Source organism: Streptomyces sp. NPDC050636 (assembly GCF_040654775.1).
Taxonomy (GTDB): domain Bacteria; phylum Actinomycetota; class Actinomycetes; order Streptomycetales; family Streptomycetaceae; genus Streptomyces.
Genome location: NZ_JBFAIP010000025.1, coordinates 70093 through 90032 on the forward strand (window position 1 = coordinate 70093; position 19940 = coordinate 90032).

Sequence of the window (19940 nt, forward strand, 5' to 3'; positions counted from 1 at the left end):
CGCTGGGTACAGGGCCCGGTCCGTTGGGCTTCGGTGTGGCGGCCACGGGACTTCCCTCCTCTTGTCCTCCTGCTGGCTAACCGACGGCCGGGCGCCATAAACGCCGCCGTTCAAGTCAAAACGACAACCGCGGGAAGTTCAGTGGCGTGTCCATGTCGTAACTGGCGAGGAAACGGCCGGTCAGTACACATCACGCACATAGCGCTTGTCGGCGGCGAGTTGCTTGACGTACGTGGCGGCAGCCTCCTCCTCCAAGCCGCCATGCGCGACCGCGATATCGCGCAGCGCACGGTCGACATCCTTCGCCATACGGGACGCATCGCCGCACACATAGAAGTGGGCGCCGTCCTGGAGCCACGACCACAGCTGAGCGCCGTGCTCACGCATCCGGTCCTGGACGTAGACCTTGGCGCGCTGATCACGGGAGAAAGCCGTGTCCAGCCGACTGAGCAACCCGGCACGGCGCAACTCGTCGAGTTCGTCCTCGTAGTAGAAGTCCGTGGCGCGGCGCTGCTCACCGAAGAAGAGCCAGTTGGGGGCGCGGTGGCCGAGCGCGCGGCGCTCCTGGAGGAAGCCGACGAACGGGGCGACGCCCGTACCGGGGCCCACCATCACCATCGGAGTGGCGGGATCGGACGGTGGACGGAAGTGCGCGGCACGCTGCACGAACACCGGCACCGGACGGCCGGGATCCGCGTCGGCCAGAAAGGCGGACGCCACACCCTTGCGCGGGCGGCCGTGCCGGTTGTCGAACCGGACGACGGAGACGGTCAGACCGATCAGGTGCGGGTCGGCCAGAGGACTCGACGATATGGAATACAGACGCGGCTGCAGGCGGGGGAGCACGGCGGCCCACTCCGAGGCACCGGCCCGGACAGGATGCTCCGCGATGACGTCGACGGCCTGCCGGCCCCACGTCCACTGGGCCAGTTCGCCCTTGTTGTCCGGGCGCAGCAGCTTCTTCAGGACACGGTCCTGGGTACGTTCCGCGACGAGCCGGAGCAGACCCGGGGTAACCCTGGAGATATCCAGATGGCGGTACAGGGCCTCGCCGAGCGGCACCGCCCCGACCCCCGCGACATCCACGGTGGCGCCCGCATCGAGACCGGTGACGGCCAGCCACTCCGCCACGAGATCCGGGCAGTTCAGCGGCCGGACGCCGAGCGCGTCACCGGCCTCGTACACCAGCGGCGCGCCCTCCCCGTCGCGGGTGTCGAACGTGAAGCGGCGGACCTCCTTGGCCGATCCGGGACGGCTGAGCAGCTGATTCCCCACCAGACGGGCGGTGGCGGGCGCGGCCTTGGAGGGGCGGGCATCCGCCGGCGGCGCGGCGCCCGCACCGGGGTGTGCCGTGGCAGTAGCGGCCGGTGCCGCGGCGTCCGGAACCGCGGGGGCACCCAGCGCGCTGAGCACTTGATCGAGCCACTGCTCCGCGGGCTGCTCGTAGTCCGGCTCGCAATCGGTACGCGGGACCAGGCAGACCGCGCCCAGCTCGTCGAGCCGCTGGTCGAGACGGCGGCCATGGCCGCAGAAATCGTCGTACGAGGAGTCGCCGAGCGCGAGGACGGAGTACCGCACTCCGTCCAGGCGCGGTGTGTCGGGCGCGCTGAGGGTCTCCCAGAACCCCGATCCGTTGTCGGGGGCGTCGCCGTCACCGAAGGTGCTGGTGACGATGAGCAGATCGGCGGTGCGCGGCAGCGCGGCCAGCGAACTGTCGTCCATGCCGAGGAGCTTCGCGGTCCGTCCGGTGTCGGTCAGCCGCCGGGCTGCTGTCGCGGCGACCTCCTCGGCGTTCCCGGTCTGCGACGCCCAGAGGACGATGACCTCACGTCCGGGGGAGGGCTCCGTAGCGGCATGTGGACCGGCGGGCGCCGCCACCACGTCCGTCACCAGGTCCGTCACCACGTCCGCCACCGGCGACGCCGCCACGGTGCCTGGTGCGCGGGAAAACATCCCCGCCAGCACCCCGTTGACCCACAGCGTGCTCTCGGAGCCGAACGGCGCGTGGGACGGCAGTACGGGCGTGCCCGCCGTCCCGGAGCCGCCGGATCCGAGCCCGGCGAGAAAACCGGCGAGATAGCGCCGCTCGTGGTCGGTCAGCACCGGCGGGGCGACTCCGCCGAGTTGGAACACATCGGCCAGCACCGTCACCGCACCGGCCACCGCGGACCCCGCCGCCCCGCCACCACCGGCAACGGCCCCCGCACGTTCACCCTGCTCGCCGCCACCCCCTGCCCCCGCGGCCACCCTGGCCAGCGACACCGCACACACCTTGAACTCGGGCTGGAACGACACCGGATCCACCGCATCGTTGGTGACCGCGTTCACGCTGAGGTACTCGCCGAACAGGTCGTTCCAGTGGAACGGCGCAAAGCAGCCCCCGGGCCGTACCCGGTCGGTCACCACCGCCGGCAGAACCGCCCGGCCACGCCGGGAGGCGACCTCCACTGCGTCGCCCTCCGTGATGCCCAGACCCTGCGCGTCCCGAGGATGGATCTCCACGAACGGGCCAGGGTTGAGCTTGTTCAGCTTGGCGACCTTGCCGGTCTTGGTAAGCGTGTGCCACTGGTGCTGAAGACGGCCGGTGTTCAGGACGAACGGATAGTCGTCGTCGGGCATTTCGGCCGCGGGAAGGTGCGGACGGGCAAAGAACGCCGCCCGGCCGCCGGCCCTGGGGAAGGACAGCCGGGGCCGCGTACCGTCCGGCCGCTCGGCCACCGCCTGGCTGACACCGTCGTTGACATAGCGCACCGGATTGCGGTCGGGCCCGTCGGCGGACGCGCTGGGCCACTGCACGGGAGTGCGCCGCAACCGCTCATACGTCACACCCCGCAGGTCATAGCCGGTCTGCGGATTCCAGGCACGCTTGATCTCCTCGAAGATCTCCTCGGCGCTGCGGTAGCCGAAGGCGTCCTCGTACCCCATCTCGCAGGCGATCCGCGCGATGATCCGCCAGTCCGGCCACGCCTCGCCCGGCGGATCGGCGGCCTGCCGCACCAGCGTGAGATTGCGTTCCGAATTGACCATCACCCCCTCGGACTCCGCCCACATGGCGGCCGGCAGGACCATATCCGCGTACGCATTGGTCTCGGTCTCGGCGAAGACATCCTGCGACACGACGAACTCCGCCGCCTCCAGCCCCTCGATGACGGTCTTCCGGTTGGCGACCGAGGCGACGGGATTGGTGCAGATGATCCAGCAGGCCCTGATCTCCCCGTCCGCCATCCGCTGGAACATCTCCACGGTCCCCTTGCCGGTCCCGTCCGCCCGCAGCGTCCCCGGCCCGACACCCCACAACTCCTCGACGAACGCGCGGTCCTCGGCCACCAGCACCGACCGCTGACCGGGCAGACCCGGCCCCATGTAGCCCATCTCGCGGCCGCCCATCGCATTGGGCTGACCGGTGAGCGAGAACGGGCCGCTCCCCGGGCGGCAGATCGCCCCCGTCGCCAGATGCAGATTGACCAGCGCATTGGTGTTCCACGTGCCGTGCGTGCTCTGGTTCAGGCCCATGGTCCAGCAGCTCATCCACTCACCCGCCGCGCCGATCAGCTCGGCGGCCCGGCGGATGTCCGCCTCCGGGATACCGGTGATCTCGGCGACCCTGGCGGGCGGGTAGTCCCGGAGGAAGCCCGGCATTGCCTCCCAGCCCTCGGTGTGCTCGGCGATGAACTCCGGATCGGTGTGGCCGTTCTCCACCAGCAGATGCAGCAGACCGTTCAGCAGCGCCAGATCCGTACCCGGTTCGATCTGCAGAAACAGATCGGCCTTGGCCGCGGTGGCGGAGCGCCGGGGATCGACCACGATCAGCTTCGCGCCCGCCTTGACCCGCTCCATGAGCCGCAGGAACAGGATCGGGTGGCAGTCGGCCATGTTGGAGCCGATGACGAAGAAGACATTCGCGTGCTCGAAGTCCTCATACGAGCCGGGCGGGCCGTCCGCGCCCAGCGACAGCTTGTAGCCGGTGCCCGCACTCGCCATGCACAACCGCGAATTGGACTCGATCTGGTTGGTGCGCACAAAGCCCTTGGCGAGCTTGTTCGCCAAGTACTGGGCTTCCAGGGTCATTTGGCCGGACACGTAGAAGGCCAGGGCGTCCGGGCCGTGCTCATCGATGATCGCGCGCAGCCGCCGTGCGGTCTCCTTGACCGCCGCGTCCATCGCACGGGCCGCCGGTTCATCGCCCCGCTCGGCCCGCACCAGCGCGGTATCCAGCCGCCCCGGCGCGGCCAGCAGATCGGCGCTGGTCGCGCCCTTGGTGCACAAGCGGCCGGCATTCGCCGGGTGCGCCTTGTCGCCGGACGCCTTGCGGACCGTACGCCGCCCGTCCGCGCCGGTCTCGACATCGAGGACGATCCCGCAGCCGACACCGCAGTACGAGCACGCCGTCCGCACCTGGGCGGTGGTGCCGGCGCTGTCTGTCTGCGGTTCCGGTGCGGTCACGGGCGGTCCCTTCGTGTCGGTGCTCCGCACACGACGGTACGAATCGCCCGTTTCCCCTGTGTCACACCGGGCGATCATCGGCCGTTACGTCGGTCACACACTCGCCCGCACCCCGACGTGAGATCCGGATCAGGCCATACCGCCGGGCCTGTGGAGCTCGGTCCAGGTCTACGGCGACACGAGGAGCTCGGCCAGCGGCACATCCGGATCCGCGAGGGCGGCCTCGTCGACCGTCTGCCCGGAGGCCACGAGCGCGCGGATCGGGTCGGTGACGTCCCAGACGTTGACGTTCATACCGGCCAGGACCCGTCGGCCGGCGAGCCAGAACGCGATGAACTCCCGGGTCCCGGTGCTGCCGCGGAAGACGACCCGGTCGTAGGCGTCGGGGTCGACATAGCCCGTGTACTCCATCCCCAGGTCGTACTGGTCGGTGAAGAAGTACGGCAGCCGGTCGTAGACCACGTCCTGGCCCAGCATGGCCCTGGCCGCGGTCTGCGGCTGGTTGAGGGCGTTGGCCCAGTGCTCGACGCGGATGTGCTTGCCCAGCAGCGGGTGGAAGGCGCTGGCGACATCCCCCGCGGCGTAGATGTCCGGGTGGGACGTGCACAGCCGCGCGTCGACGTGGACACCGTTGCCGACGTCGAGGCCGGCGGCCGCGGCCAGCCCGCTGTTGGGCGTGACGCCGACACCGATGATCACCGCGTCCGCCTCGATACGGGTGCCGTCGGCCAGCCGCACCCCGTCCGCGCGGCCGTCGCTGCCGGTGATCTGCGCGACCTGGGTGTCGCAGCGGAGATCGACCCCGTGATCGGTGTGCAGCTCGGCGAAGATCCGGCCGGCCTCGCGGCCGAGCACCCGCTGCAGCGGCACCTGGGCCGTCTCCAGCACGGTCACCTCGACGCCGGCGGTGCGGGCCGCGGCCGTCGTCTCCAGGCCGATCCAGCCGGCGCCGATCACCACCACCCGGGACGCGGCGCGAAACGTCTCCTTGAGCCGGTCGCTGTCCGCGAGGCGCCGCAGATAGACCACCCCGTCGAGATCCGCGCCCGGCACCGGCAGCGGGCGCGGCGCGGAGCCGGTGGTGAGCAGCAGCTTCGCGTAGCCGAGGTGGCTGCCGTCCGCGAGGGTCAGCCGGTGGCCGTCCGGGTCGATACCGGTGACCGTGGTGCCCAGCCGCAGGTCGACCCGGTGGTCGGCGTACCACTCGGGCGGATGGACGAAGGCCTGTTCCTTCTCGGACGTGCCCAGGAGGTAGCTCTTCGACAGCGGCGGGCGCTCGTAGGGGCGCTCGCGCTCGTCACCCAGCAGGACGATCGGGTCGTCGAAGCCCTCCGCCCGCAGTGTTTCCGCGGCCTTCGCACCGGCCAGGCCCGCTCCGACGATCATGAATGCTGTGTTCCCGGCCATGCCCGCTCAGCTCCCTGTCTGCCCTGTCCGGAGCCCACGTGGACCATGCCGCCGTACGCGACCCCGGGTACGTCCAGCTCATCAAGTACCCGCCGGCCTGCCGGGCAGGTACCGCCGAAGGTGTGGTCGGAAGTGGCTGGAAGGGGGCAGAAGGGGCCGGAAGGGGGCGGAAGCGTGGTCGGAGGTGGGGCCGGCGGTGTGGTCGGAGGTGGGGCCGGCGGTGTGGTCGGAGGTGGGGCCGGCGGTGTGGTCGGAGGTGGGGCCGGCCGGTGCCGGCAGTGCCTCAGGCGGTGAAGTGCCTCGTCACCCTTGCCCCACCGCCCGCTCCAGATGCCCGCGCAGCGCCCGCGCCGTCAGGTCGCGGTCCTCGCCGAGGACAAAGGCCGTGACGCCGTCGGCGCGCCACTCGGCCCGGCGTTCCGGGGTGGTGGACATGGCGCAGAAGGGGACGGTGTGGCGGCCGCAGGCGGCGCGGAGGGTGCGGACCGCCTCCTGCACGCGGGGGTGGCGGACCTGCCAGGGGACCCCGTAGGACTGGGAGAGATCGCCGGGGCCGGGCAGGACCAGGTCGATGCCGCCCGGGGCGAGGATCTCGTCGATCGCGTCCACGCCCTCCACGTCCTCGATCAGCGGGATGACCATGATCTCGGCGTTGGCCTGCCGGATGTAGTCGGCCGGGTCGATACGGCCGAAGCCGGGGCCGCGGCCGCCGTTGAGGGAGCGCATGCCCTCGGGGGCGTAACGGGCGGCGCGGATCGTGGCGTCCACGTCCGCGCGCTGCCGTACGTGGGGGACGACGATGCCCATCGCCCCGGCGTCCAGGGCGCGCAGCACGGCGCCCGGGTCGGCCTCCGGGACGCGGACGAACGGGGTCAGCCCGGTCGTCTCGGCCGCCCGGATCAGGTTTTCGAGTCGTTGCGGGTCGACGAGGGTGTGTTCGGTGTCGAGGATGACGAAGTCGTAGCCGGCGCAGCCGATCATCTCGATCATGGCGGGCTCGGGGAGCGTGCTGAACAGGCCGTGGACTTCCTCGCCCGCGGCGAGTTTCCGTCTGACCTCGTTGGGGCGGAGCATCAGCCTTCCTCCGCCGTGCCGAGGAAGTGGAAGCCGGGTCGGGGGTGCATCAGGAAGTCATGGTGCGAGATGTTCCAGGCGTACGCCCCGGCCACACCGAACACCACCCGGTCACCGGCCCGCAGCCCCGGCGCCGGGACATTGCGGGAGAGCACGTCCTTGGGTGTGCACAGCTGGCCGGTGAGCGTGACCCGGTCGCCCTGCGCCGCGGAGCGGGGCCAGGGGTGCGGCCAGGGCTCGTCCGACGGCAGGACCGTGCAGGGCTGGTCGTGGCCCTTGGTCGCGGGGGTGCGCAGGTGGTGGGTGCCGCCGCGGACCACGGCGAACTCCTCGCCGTGGCTGTGCTTCACATCCAGCACCTCGGTGGCGTACCAGCCGCAGTACGCGGTGAGTGCACGACCCGGCTCGATGCGCAGCGTCAGACCGGGGTGGGCGGCGGCCAGCCGGGCCAGGCCCTCGCCGTACGCCGCCCAGTCGAAGCGGCGTTCCGGGGCGGCGTAGTCCACGGCCATACCGCCGCCGATGGTCACCTCGGAGAGGCTGACCCGGTGCCGCCAGGCGAGCTGCGCGGCCCAGGTCACGATGGCCCGGGAGACGGCCAGCTGCTCGGGTGCCTCCAGGCCGCTCGCCAAGTGGGCGTGGACGCCCACGAGTTCGAGGTTCGGGTAGGTGCCGTCGGTGAGCAGCGCGACGACCTCGTCCGCCTGGTCCGGGTCCAGCCCGAAGGGGGTGGGGCGGCCGCCCATGGCGAGCGAACTGCCGTCCAGGGAACCGTCGTCGACGGGCAGGTTGAAGCGTGCGAGTACGGCGATACGGCGTTCCGGGGCGAGGTCGGCGGCGAGGCTCGCGAGCATGTGGAGCTCGTACACGCTCTCCACGTGGAAGCGCTGTACGCCGGTTTCGAGTGCCTGGGTGATCTCCGCGGGGGTCTTGCCCGGACCGCCGAAGGCCAGCGGCGCGCCGGGTACGGCCTTGCCGACGTGTGCCAGTTCGCCGCCCGAGGAGACCTCGTAGCCGTCGACGTACGGGCGCAGCGCGGCGAGTACCTCCGCCTCCGGGTTGGCCTTGGCCGCGTAGTACAGCTCCACGCGCTCGGGCAGCGCGGCCCGTACCTCGGCCATGTGGGCGCGCAGCGCCGTCATGTCGTAGAGGTACGCGGGGAGTTCCTCGGGGCGGAGCGAGCGGGCGTGCTCGCGGACCGCGGGGGTGGGGTGGGTCATCGTGCGCTCCAGGGGGCGGTGTCGTCGGCGCGCACGGCGCCCGACAGGACGGACTCGGCCAGCGGTGAGGGCAGCAGGACATAGCCGGCCTCGCGGTCGGCCTTGCGCTCCCAGCGGGTCTGGAGGTTGGCCTTGGCGGGCAGCGGCACTCCGGCCAGCAGGGCGGCCAGCCGCGGTGGGCAGCCGTAGCGGTCCGCGTATGTCTGCAGGGTGCGGCGGACCTGCGCCCACAGCTCCGCCTCGGTGTCCGGGTGCAGGTCGGCGAGCGCGGCCAGCATCTCCGCCACGTGGTTGACCAGCAGGCAGTACACCACGCGGTCCCAGCCGCGCTGCGCGTCGTACGTCATCGGCCCGGCGATCGCGGCGGGCAGTGAGGCGAGCAGGTCGGTGTGGTGTTCGGGGACGAGCTTGGTGCCCTCCAGGTCGCGGAAGAGGACCTGGGCGGGCATGCCGTCGCCGTCGACGCAGACCAGCACGTTCTGCAGATGCGGTTCCAGCACCATGCCGTGGTCGAAGTACGCGGCGAGCACCGGCGGGAGCAGCAGATTGAGGTACGCCGCCCACCACTCCAGCGCGGCCTGCGGTCCGGTGCCGCCCAGGAGGCGGGAGACGTGGGCCGCGCTGGTCGGGTACTCGTCGGCGACGGCGGCCGCCAGCAGCGGGGTGGTGCCGGGCAGCAGCCGCTGCGACAGCCCCTCGCGGATGATCACGCCGAACCCTTCGAGCAGCTCGTTGTCCGGCCGCCCGTCGGCGGCGGGCAGCGCGAGGCTGCGGTAGGCGGGCTCGCGCAGCACCGCGCTGCCGGGGAAGCGGGTCGCCAGGTCGGCGAGGACCGGCTCCAGCAGCCGGGTGAGGGCGACCGCACCGGAAAGCTCGTAACTCGCGTTCTTACGGAGGCAGTTGGTGATCCGGACGTTCAGGCTGAACTTCAGGAACGACTCGCCGTCGTAGAGCGTGCGGACGGAGGCGGTCGCCGCGAACGGGGTCTCGCTGTGGCCCAGGACGAGGATGTCGCCGCGGTCCAGCGCCTCCTGGAGGCCCGCGTGGTCGCGCAGCAGCTCGTACTGCCAGGGGTGGACCGGCAGCAGCCGGTAGCCGTCCGGGACATCGGCGTGCAGCGCGTCCAGGGGAGCCGTGGCGCCGGGTACGGCGGCTTCCTCGGCGATCAGACCGTCGCGGACGGCGAGCAGCAGCAGCGGGAAGGACGCCCCGGTCTCCGGCGCGTACGACTGCCAGTCGGCGGGGTCGCCGGTGCGGGCCTTGGGCGTGGGGTGGAAGCGGTGGCCGAGGATCAGCGACTGCTCGGACGCCACGTAGCGGGCCTGCCAGTCGTCACCGTCCACGCCGTCGTCAGGGGTCGCCGGGCCGGACGCCGTACGGGCGGCGAGCGCGGCCGAGACGGCCTGGTGGCTGGACTCGATCTGCGCCAGGAACTCCTCGTTGTCCACCCCGGTCCGCAGCGACAGCTCGGCATGCACATACTCGGCCAGCCGGTGCCGGCCGACCTCGGCCCAGCCGTCCGCGGACTGCTCGGTCACCGGGCCGGTGAACCGGTGCGCGCCGAGCAGGGAGGTACGGCGCAGCGCGACGCGCAGCAGCACACCGCGGCGCGGCAGCCGGAGCAGCAGATGGCCGTTGTCGACGGCGGTCTGGTGCTCGGGGCCGGAGACCTCGCGGAGCAGGCAGTTCAGGAGGGTGTGCGCCACGGCCTGGTCGGCGGTGGGCAGACCGGCGGGGGCGGCATGCCCGGGGTGGCGCGTGGCGGTGCCGGGGGTGTTGGTCAGCGGGGGCATCGAGGGCTCCAGCGGGTGCGGGGGAGACGGGCGAGCAGAACAGGGGCGGTCGTCGCCAGGACGGTGGCCAGGGCGATCGCGGTGCCGGTCAGGACGGGCGCGGCCGGGCCGAACCAGTCGTTTCCGGCCGCGGCGGCCAAGCCGGCGGCGACCGCGCCGGCCTTGGAGAAGAATTCGATCGAGCCGAACAGCCCACCGGGGGCCCGGCCCTTGGCGCAGGCCGCGGCCAGCACCGACAGACAGACCAGGCCGAGGGTGAGCCCGGCGCCGAGCACCAGACGGACCGCGATGAAGCCGGTCAGCGAGTCGGCGAGGCCGTGTCCGGCCAGACCCAGCGCGATACAGCCGAAGCCGAGCGCGATGCCGAGCCGGGGGCGGGTGCGGAAGCCGGCGTGCACCGCCATCGCCGCGACCAGGTAGCACATGTGGGGCAGGGCGAACAGGACGCCGGACACCAGCGGTCCTGTGCCGGGGATCCGTTCCTTGATCAGGGAGATCAGGTACGGGAAGGAGATGACGGTGGCGAAGACGAAGGCGAACTCCAGGGCGTAGAGGGCGCGCAGGGACCCGAGCGGGGTACGCCCGGCCGTCTCCGCCGCGTCCGTCGCCGCCTCCGGCGTCTTAGTGACATCGATCTCGCGAGCGGCCTCGGCCTTCTTCGCCGCGGCGGCCGGGGCGCTCGGCGGCTCCGGGAGCGCCGCGAGCATCAGGGCCGCGGTCAGCGGCAGCACGGCCAGCAGGGCGTACTGGCGGTGCGGCGACAGCCAGGGCGTCAGCGCGCCGACGACGATCGGTGCGAAGACCAGGGCCGCACGGGCGCTGCCCTGCATCAGCGTCAGCGCCCGGGACAGCGCATTGCCCTCAAGTGCCGCACCCAGATAGCCGTTCGACGCGGCGAAGGTGCCGCCGAGCACGCCCTGGAGGACCAGTGCCGCGGCGAACGTGCCGATCGAGTCGGCCCAGCCGGCCAGCAGGAACGCCGCCGCGAGCCCCAACTGGGCGCGCAACAGCAGCCGTTTGCGTCCGAAGCGGTCCGCGAGCCGTCCCCACAGCGGGGCGCCGATGGCCCCGAAGATGGTCGGCACGATGTAGAGCAGACCGGCCCAGCGGGCGGCGCCGTCGCCCAGCTCGGGCAGGATCTCGGTGAGGTACGGCGGCAGGCCGAGGGCGGCGAACGACGCCACGAAGTAGCAGCCGGCCACGGCGTGCACCTGGCGGCGGGCGAGCCCCGGGCGGTCCTTGGACTCGATGGCGGCCGGCTCGAACTGCCGAGTGGTGCGGGTCCTCAGGGTCTTCACCGGTGGGCCCCGATTCGTTGCAGGTAGTTGGGGCCTGTCGCGTAGTGCTTGTTGATGTCGGCCGCACCCGAACGCTCCTTGGAGAGCAGGGTTCCGGCGCTGACCATCGCCTTGATCGGGAGATGCGGGGCGTCCAGGACGTACGCGCGCAGCGCGGCTCCCGGGTCGCCCGGGGCGGTGCCCAGCCGCTCGACGGCCTCGGCGAGCCGGCCGCGGACCAGGTCCAGCAGCCGGGCGAGCGGCGCGCGGCCGTGCCGGGCGAGCCCGAAGGCGTACGAACCGGCGCACAGGTGGACGGTGATGGTGGCGAACAGGTCCAGCACCGGCCGGTCGCTCCCGGCGAAGATCCGCGGGTCGGCGAAGACCTCGGGGTCCGGGGCGTCGTCGCCCAGTGTGTCGCGCAGCCGGACGGTGTTGATGCGCGGCGCGTCGTTGTCCTTGAACAGCAGCCGCAGCCGGGTGCCGTCCGCCGTCCCGTCCAGCACCAGCGAGATGTTCTGCTGGTGGGACTCCAGCGCGATGCCGTAGCCGAAGAGGGTGGTCTGCCAGTCGAAGAGCAGGGCGAGGCAGGCGTCCAGCAGCGCGAGCGGGTCGCCGCCGTAGAAGCGGTCCGCGAGGTGGTCGATCACCAGCCGCCCGCCGGGCGCCCGGCTCAGCAGCGCGGCCATCGGCACCACGGCACTGCCGTCCAGCCCCGCGGGGTAGCGGCGGCACAGCACGGCCAGCAGCTCGTGGCCGGCGTGCGCGTAGACCGTCTCGTCGGCCTGCAGAATCGATGCGGCAAAGCGCGGTTCGCGGGCGATCACGACGTCCAGCAGCCGCTGGCCCTCGGCGCCGTCGATGAGCGTACGGGGCTTGATGGTGCGCCGGTTGCGCAGGCCCAGCGTCGCGGTGGCCAGCGGCAGCTTCAGATGCAGCCGCGGGTCGCCGTCGAGCGCCACGGTACGCATCGACAGCGTCGGCACCGCGTCGAGCACCGCGTGCTCGGACAGCACCGCATCGCCCTCCAGGCCGGTCTCGCGCAGCGCGCCGTGCAGCGGGTCGCCGAGCGTCAACGGGTGGACGGGCAGGGCGAGATGACTGCCGTCGAGATGGCCGAGTCCCAGGTCGGCGGGCTTCGGCCAGCACTCGGGCAGCGTCGCTTCGCCGCCCGGCACGGTGACCGCGGCGCGCGGCAGAGCCAGCCAGCGCAGCGCGAAGTCCGGCCGGAACTCGGGTGCGTACGCGCGCAGTTGGTCCTCGTCCAGGCCGGACCGGCCACGGGCCGTCGGGTAGACGGGGTGGTCGAGCCGGGCGGCGAGCGTGTCGTACGCCAGACCGCCGTCGAGCCCCGACCAGTCGCCGGGCTCGGCACCATGACGGCGGGTCAGCTCGGTATCGACCTCGTCCTGGGTCCGGGCGTGCAGCCGCATCGTCGCCAGGGTCTGGTGGCACTCCTCGGCGAAGGCGTCGAAGCCCTCATGGTCGACGGGGTCGGCGAGCGCACGGAGCGCCGTGAGGACCTCGTCGATCGTGGTCAGCCGGGCGCCGTCGGACTCGCGGACGAGCAGCGGCAGCCGGGCCGCGTACTCGCTCTGGTAGCCGTCCTCGCCGAGGGGCAGCAGCAGCGCACCGGCGGCCTCGTCGGCGGGCAGCCGCAGCCAGGGGCCGTCCGGCCGCTCCAGCAGCGTGCCGCGGGTGCGCAGGCCGACGACGTCCTCACGCAGCAGCGCGCCCAGGACGCGCAGCAGCAGCCCGGATTCCTCGGTGGCTCCGGCCTGACCGGTGCCGGTGCCGGTGCCGGCACTCTCCGCCGTGTCGAGTGCGACGGTCATGACGATATCTCCCAGCGCTCAGTGGCGAAGAAGCCGTCCGACACCCGGTCCACGGCGCCCTGGTCGGTGCCGGTGGCCCGCAGGACGCCGAGGTAGTCGCGGTTGGTGCGGTAGTAGGGGTGCTCGGTGCCGACCGCACGCAGCGGCCGGTAGGAGAGCCGCACGCCGTCCACCGTCCGGTCCGAGGCGGCGGGCGCCGCGGTCAGCGTCCCGGCCCGGTCGGCGCGGGCGTACTCCAGCCGCCCCGCCCCGTCGCGTCGCGCGCCGAGGTCGGCGGGCAGCGGCTCGCCCAGATGCGTCCGCAGAATGTGCTCGAAGAGGGGGATGTCCAGGACCTGCGCCAGCAGCAGATCGCACTGGTCGCCGATGACGCGGTAGTTCACCTCGATGAGCCGTGCGCGTCCCTCGTGCACCACGAACTCCGTGTGGCAGGCGCCGAACCCGACGCCCAGCGCGTCGAGTTGGGCCAGTACCTGCGCGACCACGGGCTCGGGGTGGGCGGCGACGAATTCGTGCCGCTCCTCGATGAAGGTCGGCGGGGCGGAGACGGTGGTGTGGAATCCGCCCAGGACATGCCGTGTGCGGCCGTCGCCCAAGGTCTCCAGGGTGTACAGCTCACCGGCGAGGAACTCCTCGGCGACCAGGGCCGCTTGGGGGCGCCGCGCCTGGATCTCCTTGGCGCGCATCACCAGCTCATCCGGGTCCGCCGCGAGCACCACGTCCTCGCTCGCCACACCCTCGCGGGGTTTGACGACGCAGGGGAAGGGCAGGCCGGCGGCGGCGAGCGCGGACGGGTCCTGGCCGACTGCGAGTTCCGCGGACCGCACCGGGTCGATTCCCGTGGCGGTCAGCTGACGTCGCATCTCGGCCTTGTTCTTGGTGCGCAGCGCGGCCCGCCAGTCCTTGCCGGGCAGGCCGAAGTACTCGGCGGCCAGGGCGGCTTGCGTCTGGAGGTGGTCGCTGTTGGTGAAGACAGCGGCGGCCGGGTGGTGGTTCGCGATGCGGGTGATGACGGCGCGGAAGTCGTGGACGTCGCACTCCAGGACCTCGGTCTGAGGGGAGACGCGCCGGTGTGCCTCGGGCTGGTCCGTCAGGACCGTGACATCGAGGCCGAGGCGGGCGGCGGCGGGCAGGAATCCATCGGTGACCGAGTCGGTGGGATTGAGCGCGAGCAGGTACATCCGCATGAGCGGGGGCCCCTTCGGGATCGGGGGTGGTGCGGGGGACAGCGGGGCGGGGGTGGGCCGGCGCCCAAGGAAGCGGAGGCGCACGTCGGAGGCTCTCCGGCGGCCCACCCCCTGTGACGGTCGGTCAGGCCTTGGGCAGCTTCACACCGGCGGCCTTGGCCACGTCGGCGAGCATGTGCTTGGCGGCCTGGACACCGATGCCGGACATCCAGGTCTCGTCCGGCACGTCGAAGACCTTGTCGTTCTTGACCGCGCCCAGGTCCTTCCAGACCGGGTTGGAGGTGACGTCCTTCTTCTGGGTCTTGTCGGGCTCGTCCGCGACGGTCACGAAGACCAGGTCGGCCTCGGCCTTGTCGATCTCCTCCGGGCTGACGTTGAGCATCGGATTGACCGGGTCCGTGGAGCTCTGCGACTTCGGACGGGCCAGGCCGATGTCGTTCAGGACGACGCCGCTGAAGGACGACTTCTGGTACAGGCGGGTCGGGCCGGCGACGAAGCGGACCACCGAGGCGGACGGCATCTTGCCGTCGTACTTCTTCTTGATGACCTCACCCAGGGCCTTGGCCTGCGACTCGTACGCCTTGAGCTGCTTGGCGGCCTGCTTCTCCAGGCCCAGGGCCTCGGCGTGCACCTTCAGGTTGGCCTTCCAGGGCCCGCCGGTGGTCTCGGTGAAGACGGTCGGCGCGAGCTTCTGGAGCTTGTCGTAGACCTTGTCGTGCCGGACCTTGGAGGACAGGATCAGGTCGGGCCGGAGGGAGGCGATCTTCTCCAGGTTCGGCTCCAGCAGCGGGCCGACGTCCGTGACGTCCTTGACCTTGTCCTTGAGGTACGCCGGGAAGCCGCCCTCGGTCTTCATGTGCGGGGAGACCGCGCCGACCGGCTTGATGCCGAGCATGGTGACGTCATCGAGCTCGCCGGTGTCCAGGACGACGACGCGCTTGGGCTGCGCGGGTATCTTCACGTCGCCCTTGACGGTCTTGACGGTGCGCGGGAAGGCGCCGGAGGCACCGGCCTTCGACGCGTCGTCGGCCGAGGACTTCTTGTCGCCACAGGCGGCGAGGGCGGCGGTGCCCAGCACGACGGCGAGCAGCGCGGCGAGCAGCCGGCTGACGCCGCGCAGGGTGAATCTGCTGAACATGAGCGTTCGACTTCCTTAACGGGGGCGAGGACTGATGCTCCTGACGGAGCGGGGGGTGGCGCTTGTGGGGGCTTCGGGGGTCAGGCGGAGACGGCGGTGTGCCGTAGCGCGCTGCCCTTGGGGATGACCAGCGGGGTGCCGGTCTCCGGGTCGGGGATCACCCGGCAGTCCACGTCGAACACGGACTTGACCAGCTCCGCGTCGAGGACCTCCGCCGGGGCGCCGGCCGCGGCCAGCTGCCCGTCCTTGAGGACCACGAGGTGGTCCGCGTACCGGGCGGCCTGCCCGAGATCGTGCAGCACCATCACCACGGTGCGGCCCGCCTCGGCATGCAGCGCGGCCACCAGGTCGAGGACGTCGAGCTGATGCCGCAGGTCGAGGAAGGTGGTGGGCTCGTCGAGCAGCAGCAGGTCGGTGTCCTGCGCCAGCGCGAGGGCGATCCAGGCGCGTTGCCGCTGGCCGCCGGAGAGCTGGTCCACCGGCTGGTCGCGCAGTTCGGCGGTGCCGGTGCGCCGCAGCGCCTCCTCGACGGCCTGCTGGTCGGTCTCCGACCACGGGGTCAGCAGCCGCTGGTGCGGATAGCGGCCGAGCCGGACGAGCGCCTCGACGGTGATCGCGTCGGGGGTGACCGGCTGCTGGGGCAGCAGGCCCATCCGCAGGGCGAGGGCACGGGCCGGCATCCGGTGGATGTCGGAGCCGTCCAGGGTGACGGTGCCGGCGGCCGGCGCCAGCAGCCGGGTCAGACCGCGCAGCAGGGTGGACTTGCCGCAGGCGTTGGGGCCGACGACGGCGGTGACGGCGCCGCCGGGCAGTACCAGGTCGAGTCCGCCGACGATCAGCCGGTCGCCGTAGCGCAGATCGAGTCCGTGCGTGGAGAGCTGGTTGGCGGTCATCGGACACTCCTGTTCACGGAACTGCTCTGACGGATCATCAGTGCCAGCAGCCAGGGCGCGCCCAGGGTGGCGGTGACCACCCCGACCGGCAGCCCGCTGACCGGCAGCAGATACTGCGCCACCAGATCGGAGGCGAGCAGCAGTACGGCACCGGCGAGGCCGGAGAGGGCCAGCGTCCCGGCCGTCGGCGGACCGGCCAGGAACCGGACGATGTGCGGGACGGCCAGTGCGACGAAGGCGACCGGGCCGGTGAGCGCGGCGCCCAGTGAGGCCAGCACGACGGCGGTCACCAGGACCTGGAGGCGGGCGGTGTTGGTGTTCAGGCCGAGCGCGCCGGCCGAGTCGTCGCCCAGGTCCAGGACGGCCAGCCGGCGGTGCAGCGTGAAGGCGACGGCGAGCGCCACCACCACCGCCCCGCCCGCGGCCCACACTTCGGTCCAGGTCCGTCCGTACACCGAGCCGGTGGTCCACTGCAGGGCCGAGCCGGCCAGTTCGGTGGGGAAGCTGACGACCATGAAGTTCACCGCGGCGGTCAGGCCCGCCTGCACGGCCAGGCCGACCAGTACGAGCCGGGTGACGCTGACGCCGGCGCGCCAGCCGAACACCCCCAGCAGTACCGCGGCGAACAGCCCGCCGCCGAGCGCGGCCAGCGGAATCAGCGCCTGCGAGGCACCCATGGCGAGCATCGCGACCGCGCCGAACGAGGCGCCGCCGGTCACTCCCATCACGTCGGGGGAGGCAAGCGGATTGCGGAACAGCCGTTGCAGCAGGGCGCCGGCCACCGCCAGCCCGGTGCCGGCGACGACCGCCGCGACCATCCGCGGGGCCCGGAACTCCTGGACCACGAGCACCGTGCCCGGATCGCCGAGCCCGATGAGGCCCTTGAGGGCGTCGGCCGGCGGCAGCGGCATCTCGCCGTTGGCCACGGACACCGTGACGAGGGTGAGGAGCACCAGGACGCCGCCGATGGCGAGCATCGGAGTGCGGCGTCCCGCGGGGCGCCGCGAGGCCGTCGGGGATCCGCCGCCGAGCGGCTTCCTGGCCCGTACGGTGCCGTCCACGGTCTTGTTGGCTGTGTCGTCGGCTGTGTTGTTCATCGGGCCACCTTCCGGGCCAGCACGGCCAGCAGCGGCGCACCGAGGAACGCGCTGATGATGCCGACCTGCAGCTCGGACGGCCGGATGACGACCCGTCCGAGGATGTCGGCGGTGAGCAGCAGCAGCGGTCCCGCGATCAGACAGCCGGGCACCACGATGCGGTGGTCGGAGGAGCGGAACAGCTGTCGGACCAGGTGGGGTGCGGCCAGGCCGATGAAGGCGAGCGGACCGGCCACGGCCACCGCGGAACCGGCGAGCAGGATCACCGCGAGGCCGCCGGCCGCCCGGATCCGGGACACCGGCACCCCGAGCGCCAGCGCGGAATCGTCGCCCAGGGCGAGCGCGTTGAGTGCGGGGGTGATGGCCAGCGCGACGACCAGGCCGATCACCAGGGTCGGCAGCACCGGGTAGAGCACGTCGAGGGGACGTTCGGCCAGCGAGCCGGCCAGCCAGAAGCGGGCCTCGTCCAGCGAGCGCTTGCTGGCCAGCATCACGGTCGAGGTCCAGGACAGCAGCACGAGTTGGAGGACGGTGCCGCCCAGGGCGAGGCGTACCGGGTCGAGGTCGCCGGCCCGCCGGGCCAGCGCCTGGGCGAACAGCGCGGCGCCCGCCGCTCCCGCGAACGCGAACCAGAGGTATTCGACCGGGCGGGTCAGATCCAGCGCGAAGATGGCGATGACGACTGCGAATCCGGCGCCATGGTTGATGCCGAGCGTGGTCGGCGAGGCGAGTGGGTTGCGGGTGATGCCCTGGACGACCGCGCCGGCGACGCCGAGCGCCGCGCCGACCGCGAGCGCGACGACGGTGCGCGGCACCCGGAGTCCGGTGACCACAATGGCGTCCCGCCCGTGGGCGTCGCCTGACAGTGCGTCAAGCACGGTGGACAGCGGCACGGATCGGGCGCCCAGAGCGAGGCTCAGGGCCGCACAGACCGCCAGCGCGCAGAGCCCGGCCGCGAACAGCGGGATGCTCCGCGAGGCTTTCGCGGCGGGGCGTGCGCCGGGCACAGGGGGTGCGGTGGCAGGTGGCTTGGTCGTCGACACGCGTCGTGACATTAGGTTAGGCATACCTAAATCTGCAAGTCCGAGTCCGTGAAACGATCAACAATTCCCTTTTGTCGACCCTGGGGTCAGTTACGGCCGCCCACCTGCTGAGCTGTTGCGAGCGGGGGCTGTTGGCGGGGTGATCGCGGCCGCGGCGACTCTCGTGCGCATGGGTTAACCAACTAAGAAAGTGTAGTGATTGCACTTTCGTAGTGGGTGTGCTCTTCTGGTTGGAGGGAGTCTGGAAGCGAGGCCGACTTGAGGAGCGTCATGCAGCCCACCACCCCGCGTATCGCGATCATCGGCGCCGGCCCCGGCGGGCTGACCTGTGCCCGCGTCCTCCAGCGGCACGGCATGCCGGTCACCCTCTTCGACCGCGACACCTCCGCCGGCGCCCGCCCGCAAGGCGGCACGCTCGACATGCAGCCGCACTCCGGGCAGGTGGCGCTGCAAGAGGCGGGTCTCGACGAGGGGTTCCGCGCCCTCGCCCGCCCCGAGGGCCAGGAGATGCGTCTGCTGGACCGCACCGGCACCGTGCTCCTCCAGCGCACACCGGCTCCCGACGAGGAGCAGAGCCCCGAGATCGACCGGGGAGAACTACGGCGCCTGCTGCTGGACTCCCTCGCCCCCGGCACCGTGCGCTGGGGCCACTACCTCCGCACCCTCCACCCCATCGGCGACGGCACCCACAAGGCCGAGTTCGACGACGGCCACACCGCGACATTCGACCTGGTCATCGGCGCCGACGGCGCCTGGTCCAGGGTGCGGCCCCTGCTGTCCGACGCCACGCCCCACTACTCCGGCGTCACCTTCGTGGAGACCGGATTCGACGACGCCGACACCCGCCACCCGGCCGTCGCCCGGCTGGTCGGCGACGGCAGCATGATGGCCCTGTCCGGCGGCAAGGGGCTGATCGCCCAGCGCAACAGCGGCGGCCGCATCCGTGTGTACGCCGCGTTCCGTGGTTCCCAGGACTGGGCGGCGGAGCGCGGCTTGAACCTCGACGACACCGAGGCCGTCCGCGCCGCGCTGCTCGAAACGTTCACCGGCTGGGACGGTCAACTGCTGGCCCTGCTCCAGGACAACGACGGCGGGTTCATCAACCGGCCGCTGTTCGCCCTGCCGGTGCCCCACGCCTGGCCCCACACCCCCGGCCTGACGCTGCTCGGGGACGCCGCGCACCTGATGACGCCGTTCTCCGGCATGGGTGCCAACCTCGCCATGCTCGACGGCTGCGAACTCGCCCGTGCCCTTGCCCTCCCCCGTAGCCTCAAGGGCGCGGGAGGCGCCCCCGTCGCCGACCTGGACGCGGCGGTGCGCGCGTACGAGGCGGCGATGCTGCCCCGCTCCGCCAAGGCCGCCGAGGGCTCCGCCCGCGGTCTGGACAACGCTTTCGCCCACGACGCACCGCGCGGCGCCCTGCACCACCTGCGCCACCGTCTCCGTCACCGCTGACCGACCCAACTCCCGTGCCAACACCACGAGTTGAAGGAACTGTATGGCAGGAGCCGCCGGCAGCTCGTTCACCCGTGA

Annotated in this window: 13 protein-coding genes; 1 reads left to right on the forward strand and 12 read right to left on the reverse strand. The window is 72.1% G+C overall.

The genetic code is table 11. The features are described 5' to 3' along the window. Positions 1-180 precede the first annotated feature (180 nt). From AB0I10_RS20240 to AB0I10_RS20295, 12 genes are all read right to left on the reverse strand, one after another. A complete protein-coding gene (locus AB0I10_RS20240; RefSeq protein ID WP_363153886.1) occupies positions 181-4443 on the reverse strand; it encodes a bifunctional nitrate reductase/sulfite reductase flavoprotein subunit alpha in 4263 nt (1420 codons plus the stop codon). Between the two features lie 168 nt (positions 4444-4611). After that, positions 4612-5850, reverse strand: a complete 1239-nt coding sequence (locus AB0I10_RS20245) for an FAD-dependent oxidoreductase (protein WP_363153887.1) — start codon at positions 5848-5850, stop codon at positions 4612-4614. Positions 5851-6153: 303 nt separating this feature from the next. Further along, complete coding sequence (locus AB0I10_RS20250; RefSeq protein WP_363153888.1) at positions 6154-6924, reverse strand: aldolase/citrate lyase family protein; 771 nt, start codon at positions 6922-6924, stop codon at positions 6154-6156. After that, positions 6924-8144 carry a type III PLP-dependent enzyme gene (locus tag AB0I10_RS20255; protein WP_363153889.1) on the reverse strand — a complete coding sequence of 407 codons (1221 nt, stop codon included), beginning with the start codon at positions 8142-8144 and terminating at the stop codon, positions 6924-6926. The genes AB0I10_RS20250 and AB0I10_RS20255 overlap by 1 nt, the downstream gene beginning before the upstream one ends. Then, positions 8141-9937 carry an IucA/IucC family protein gene (locus AB0I10_RS20260; protein WP_363153890.1) on the reverse strand — a complete coding sequence of 599 codons (1797 nt, stop codon included), beginning with the start codon at positions 9935-9937 and terminating at the stop codon, positions 8141-8143. The genes AB0I10_RS20255 and AB0I10_RS20260 overlap by 4 nt, the downstream gene beginning before the upstream one ends. Next, complete coding sequence (locus tag AB0I10_RS20265) at positions 9925-11226, reverse strand: MFS transporter (protein WP_363153914.1); 1302 nt, start codon at positions 11224-11226, stop codon at positions 9925-9927. The genes AB0I10_RS20260 and AB0I10_RS20265 overlap by 13 nt, the downstream gene beginning before the upstream one ends. A gap of 5 nt (positions 11227-11231) precedes the next feature. Continuing rightward, the gene (locus AB0I10_RS20270; protein WP_363153891.1) at positions 11232-13049 is read right to left on the reverse strand and encodes an IucA/IucC family protein; all 1818 of its coding nucleotides are present in this window, start codon (positions 13047-13049) and stop codon (positions 11232-11234) included. Further along, entirely contained in the window at positions 13046-14236 is a 1191-nt protein-coding gene (locus tag AB0I10_RS20275; protein ID WP_363153892.1) for an ATP-grasp domain-containing protein, read from the reverse strand. Before AB0I10_RS20275 ends, AB0I10_RS20270 begins: the two co-directional genes overlap by 4 nt. Before the next feature lie 124 nt (positions 14237-14360). After that, the gene (locus AB0I10_RS20280) at positions 14361-15374 is read right to left on the reverse strand and encodes an iron-siderophore ABC transporter substrate-binding protein (RefSeq protein WP_363153893.1); all 1014 of its coding nucleotides are present in this window, start codon (positions 15372-15374) and stop codon (positions 14361-14363) included. Positions 15375-15454: 80 nt separating this feature from the next. Beyond that, the gene (locus AB0I10_RS20285; RefSeq protein ID WP_363153894.1) at positions 15455-16267 is read right to left on the reverse strand and encodes an ABC transporter ATP-binding protein; all 813 of its coding nucleotides are present in this window, start codon (positions 16265-16267) and stop codon (positions 15455-15457) included. After that, entirely contained in the window at positions 16264-17244 is a 981-nt protein-coding gene (locus AB0I10_RS20290) for an iron ABC transporter permease (protein WP_363153915.1), read from the reverse strand. The genes AB0I10_RS20285 and AB0I10_RS20290 overlap by 4 nt, the downstream gene beginning before the upstream one ends. A 116-nt stretch (positions 17245-17360) precedes the next feature. Continuing rightward, complete coding sequence (locus AB0I10_RS20295; RefSeq protein ID WP_363153916.1) at positions 17361-18371, reverse strand: iron ABC transporter permease; 1011 nt, start codon at positions 18369-18371, stop codon at positions 17361-17363. A gap of 306 nt (positions 18372-18677) precedes the next feature. Here AB0I10_RS20295 and AB0I10_RS20300 point away from each other — a divergent pair, with 306 nt between their 5' ends. Beyond that, positions 18678-19862: an NAD(P)/FAD-dependent oxidoreductase gene (locus AB0I10_RS20300; protein WP_363153896.1), complete on the forward strand. Its 1185-nt coding sequence runs from the start codon at positions 18678-18680 to the stop codon at positions 19860-19862. The last annotated feature ends 78 nt before the right edge of the window (positions 19863-19940 follow it).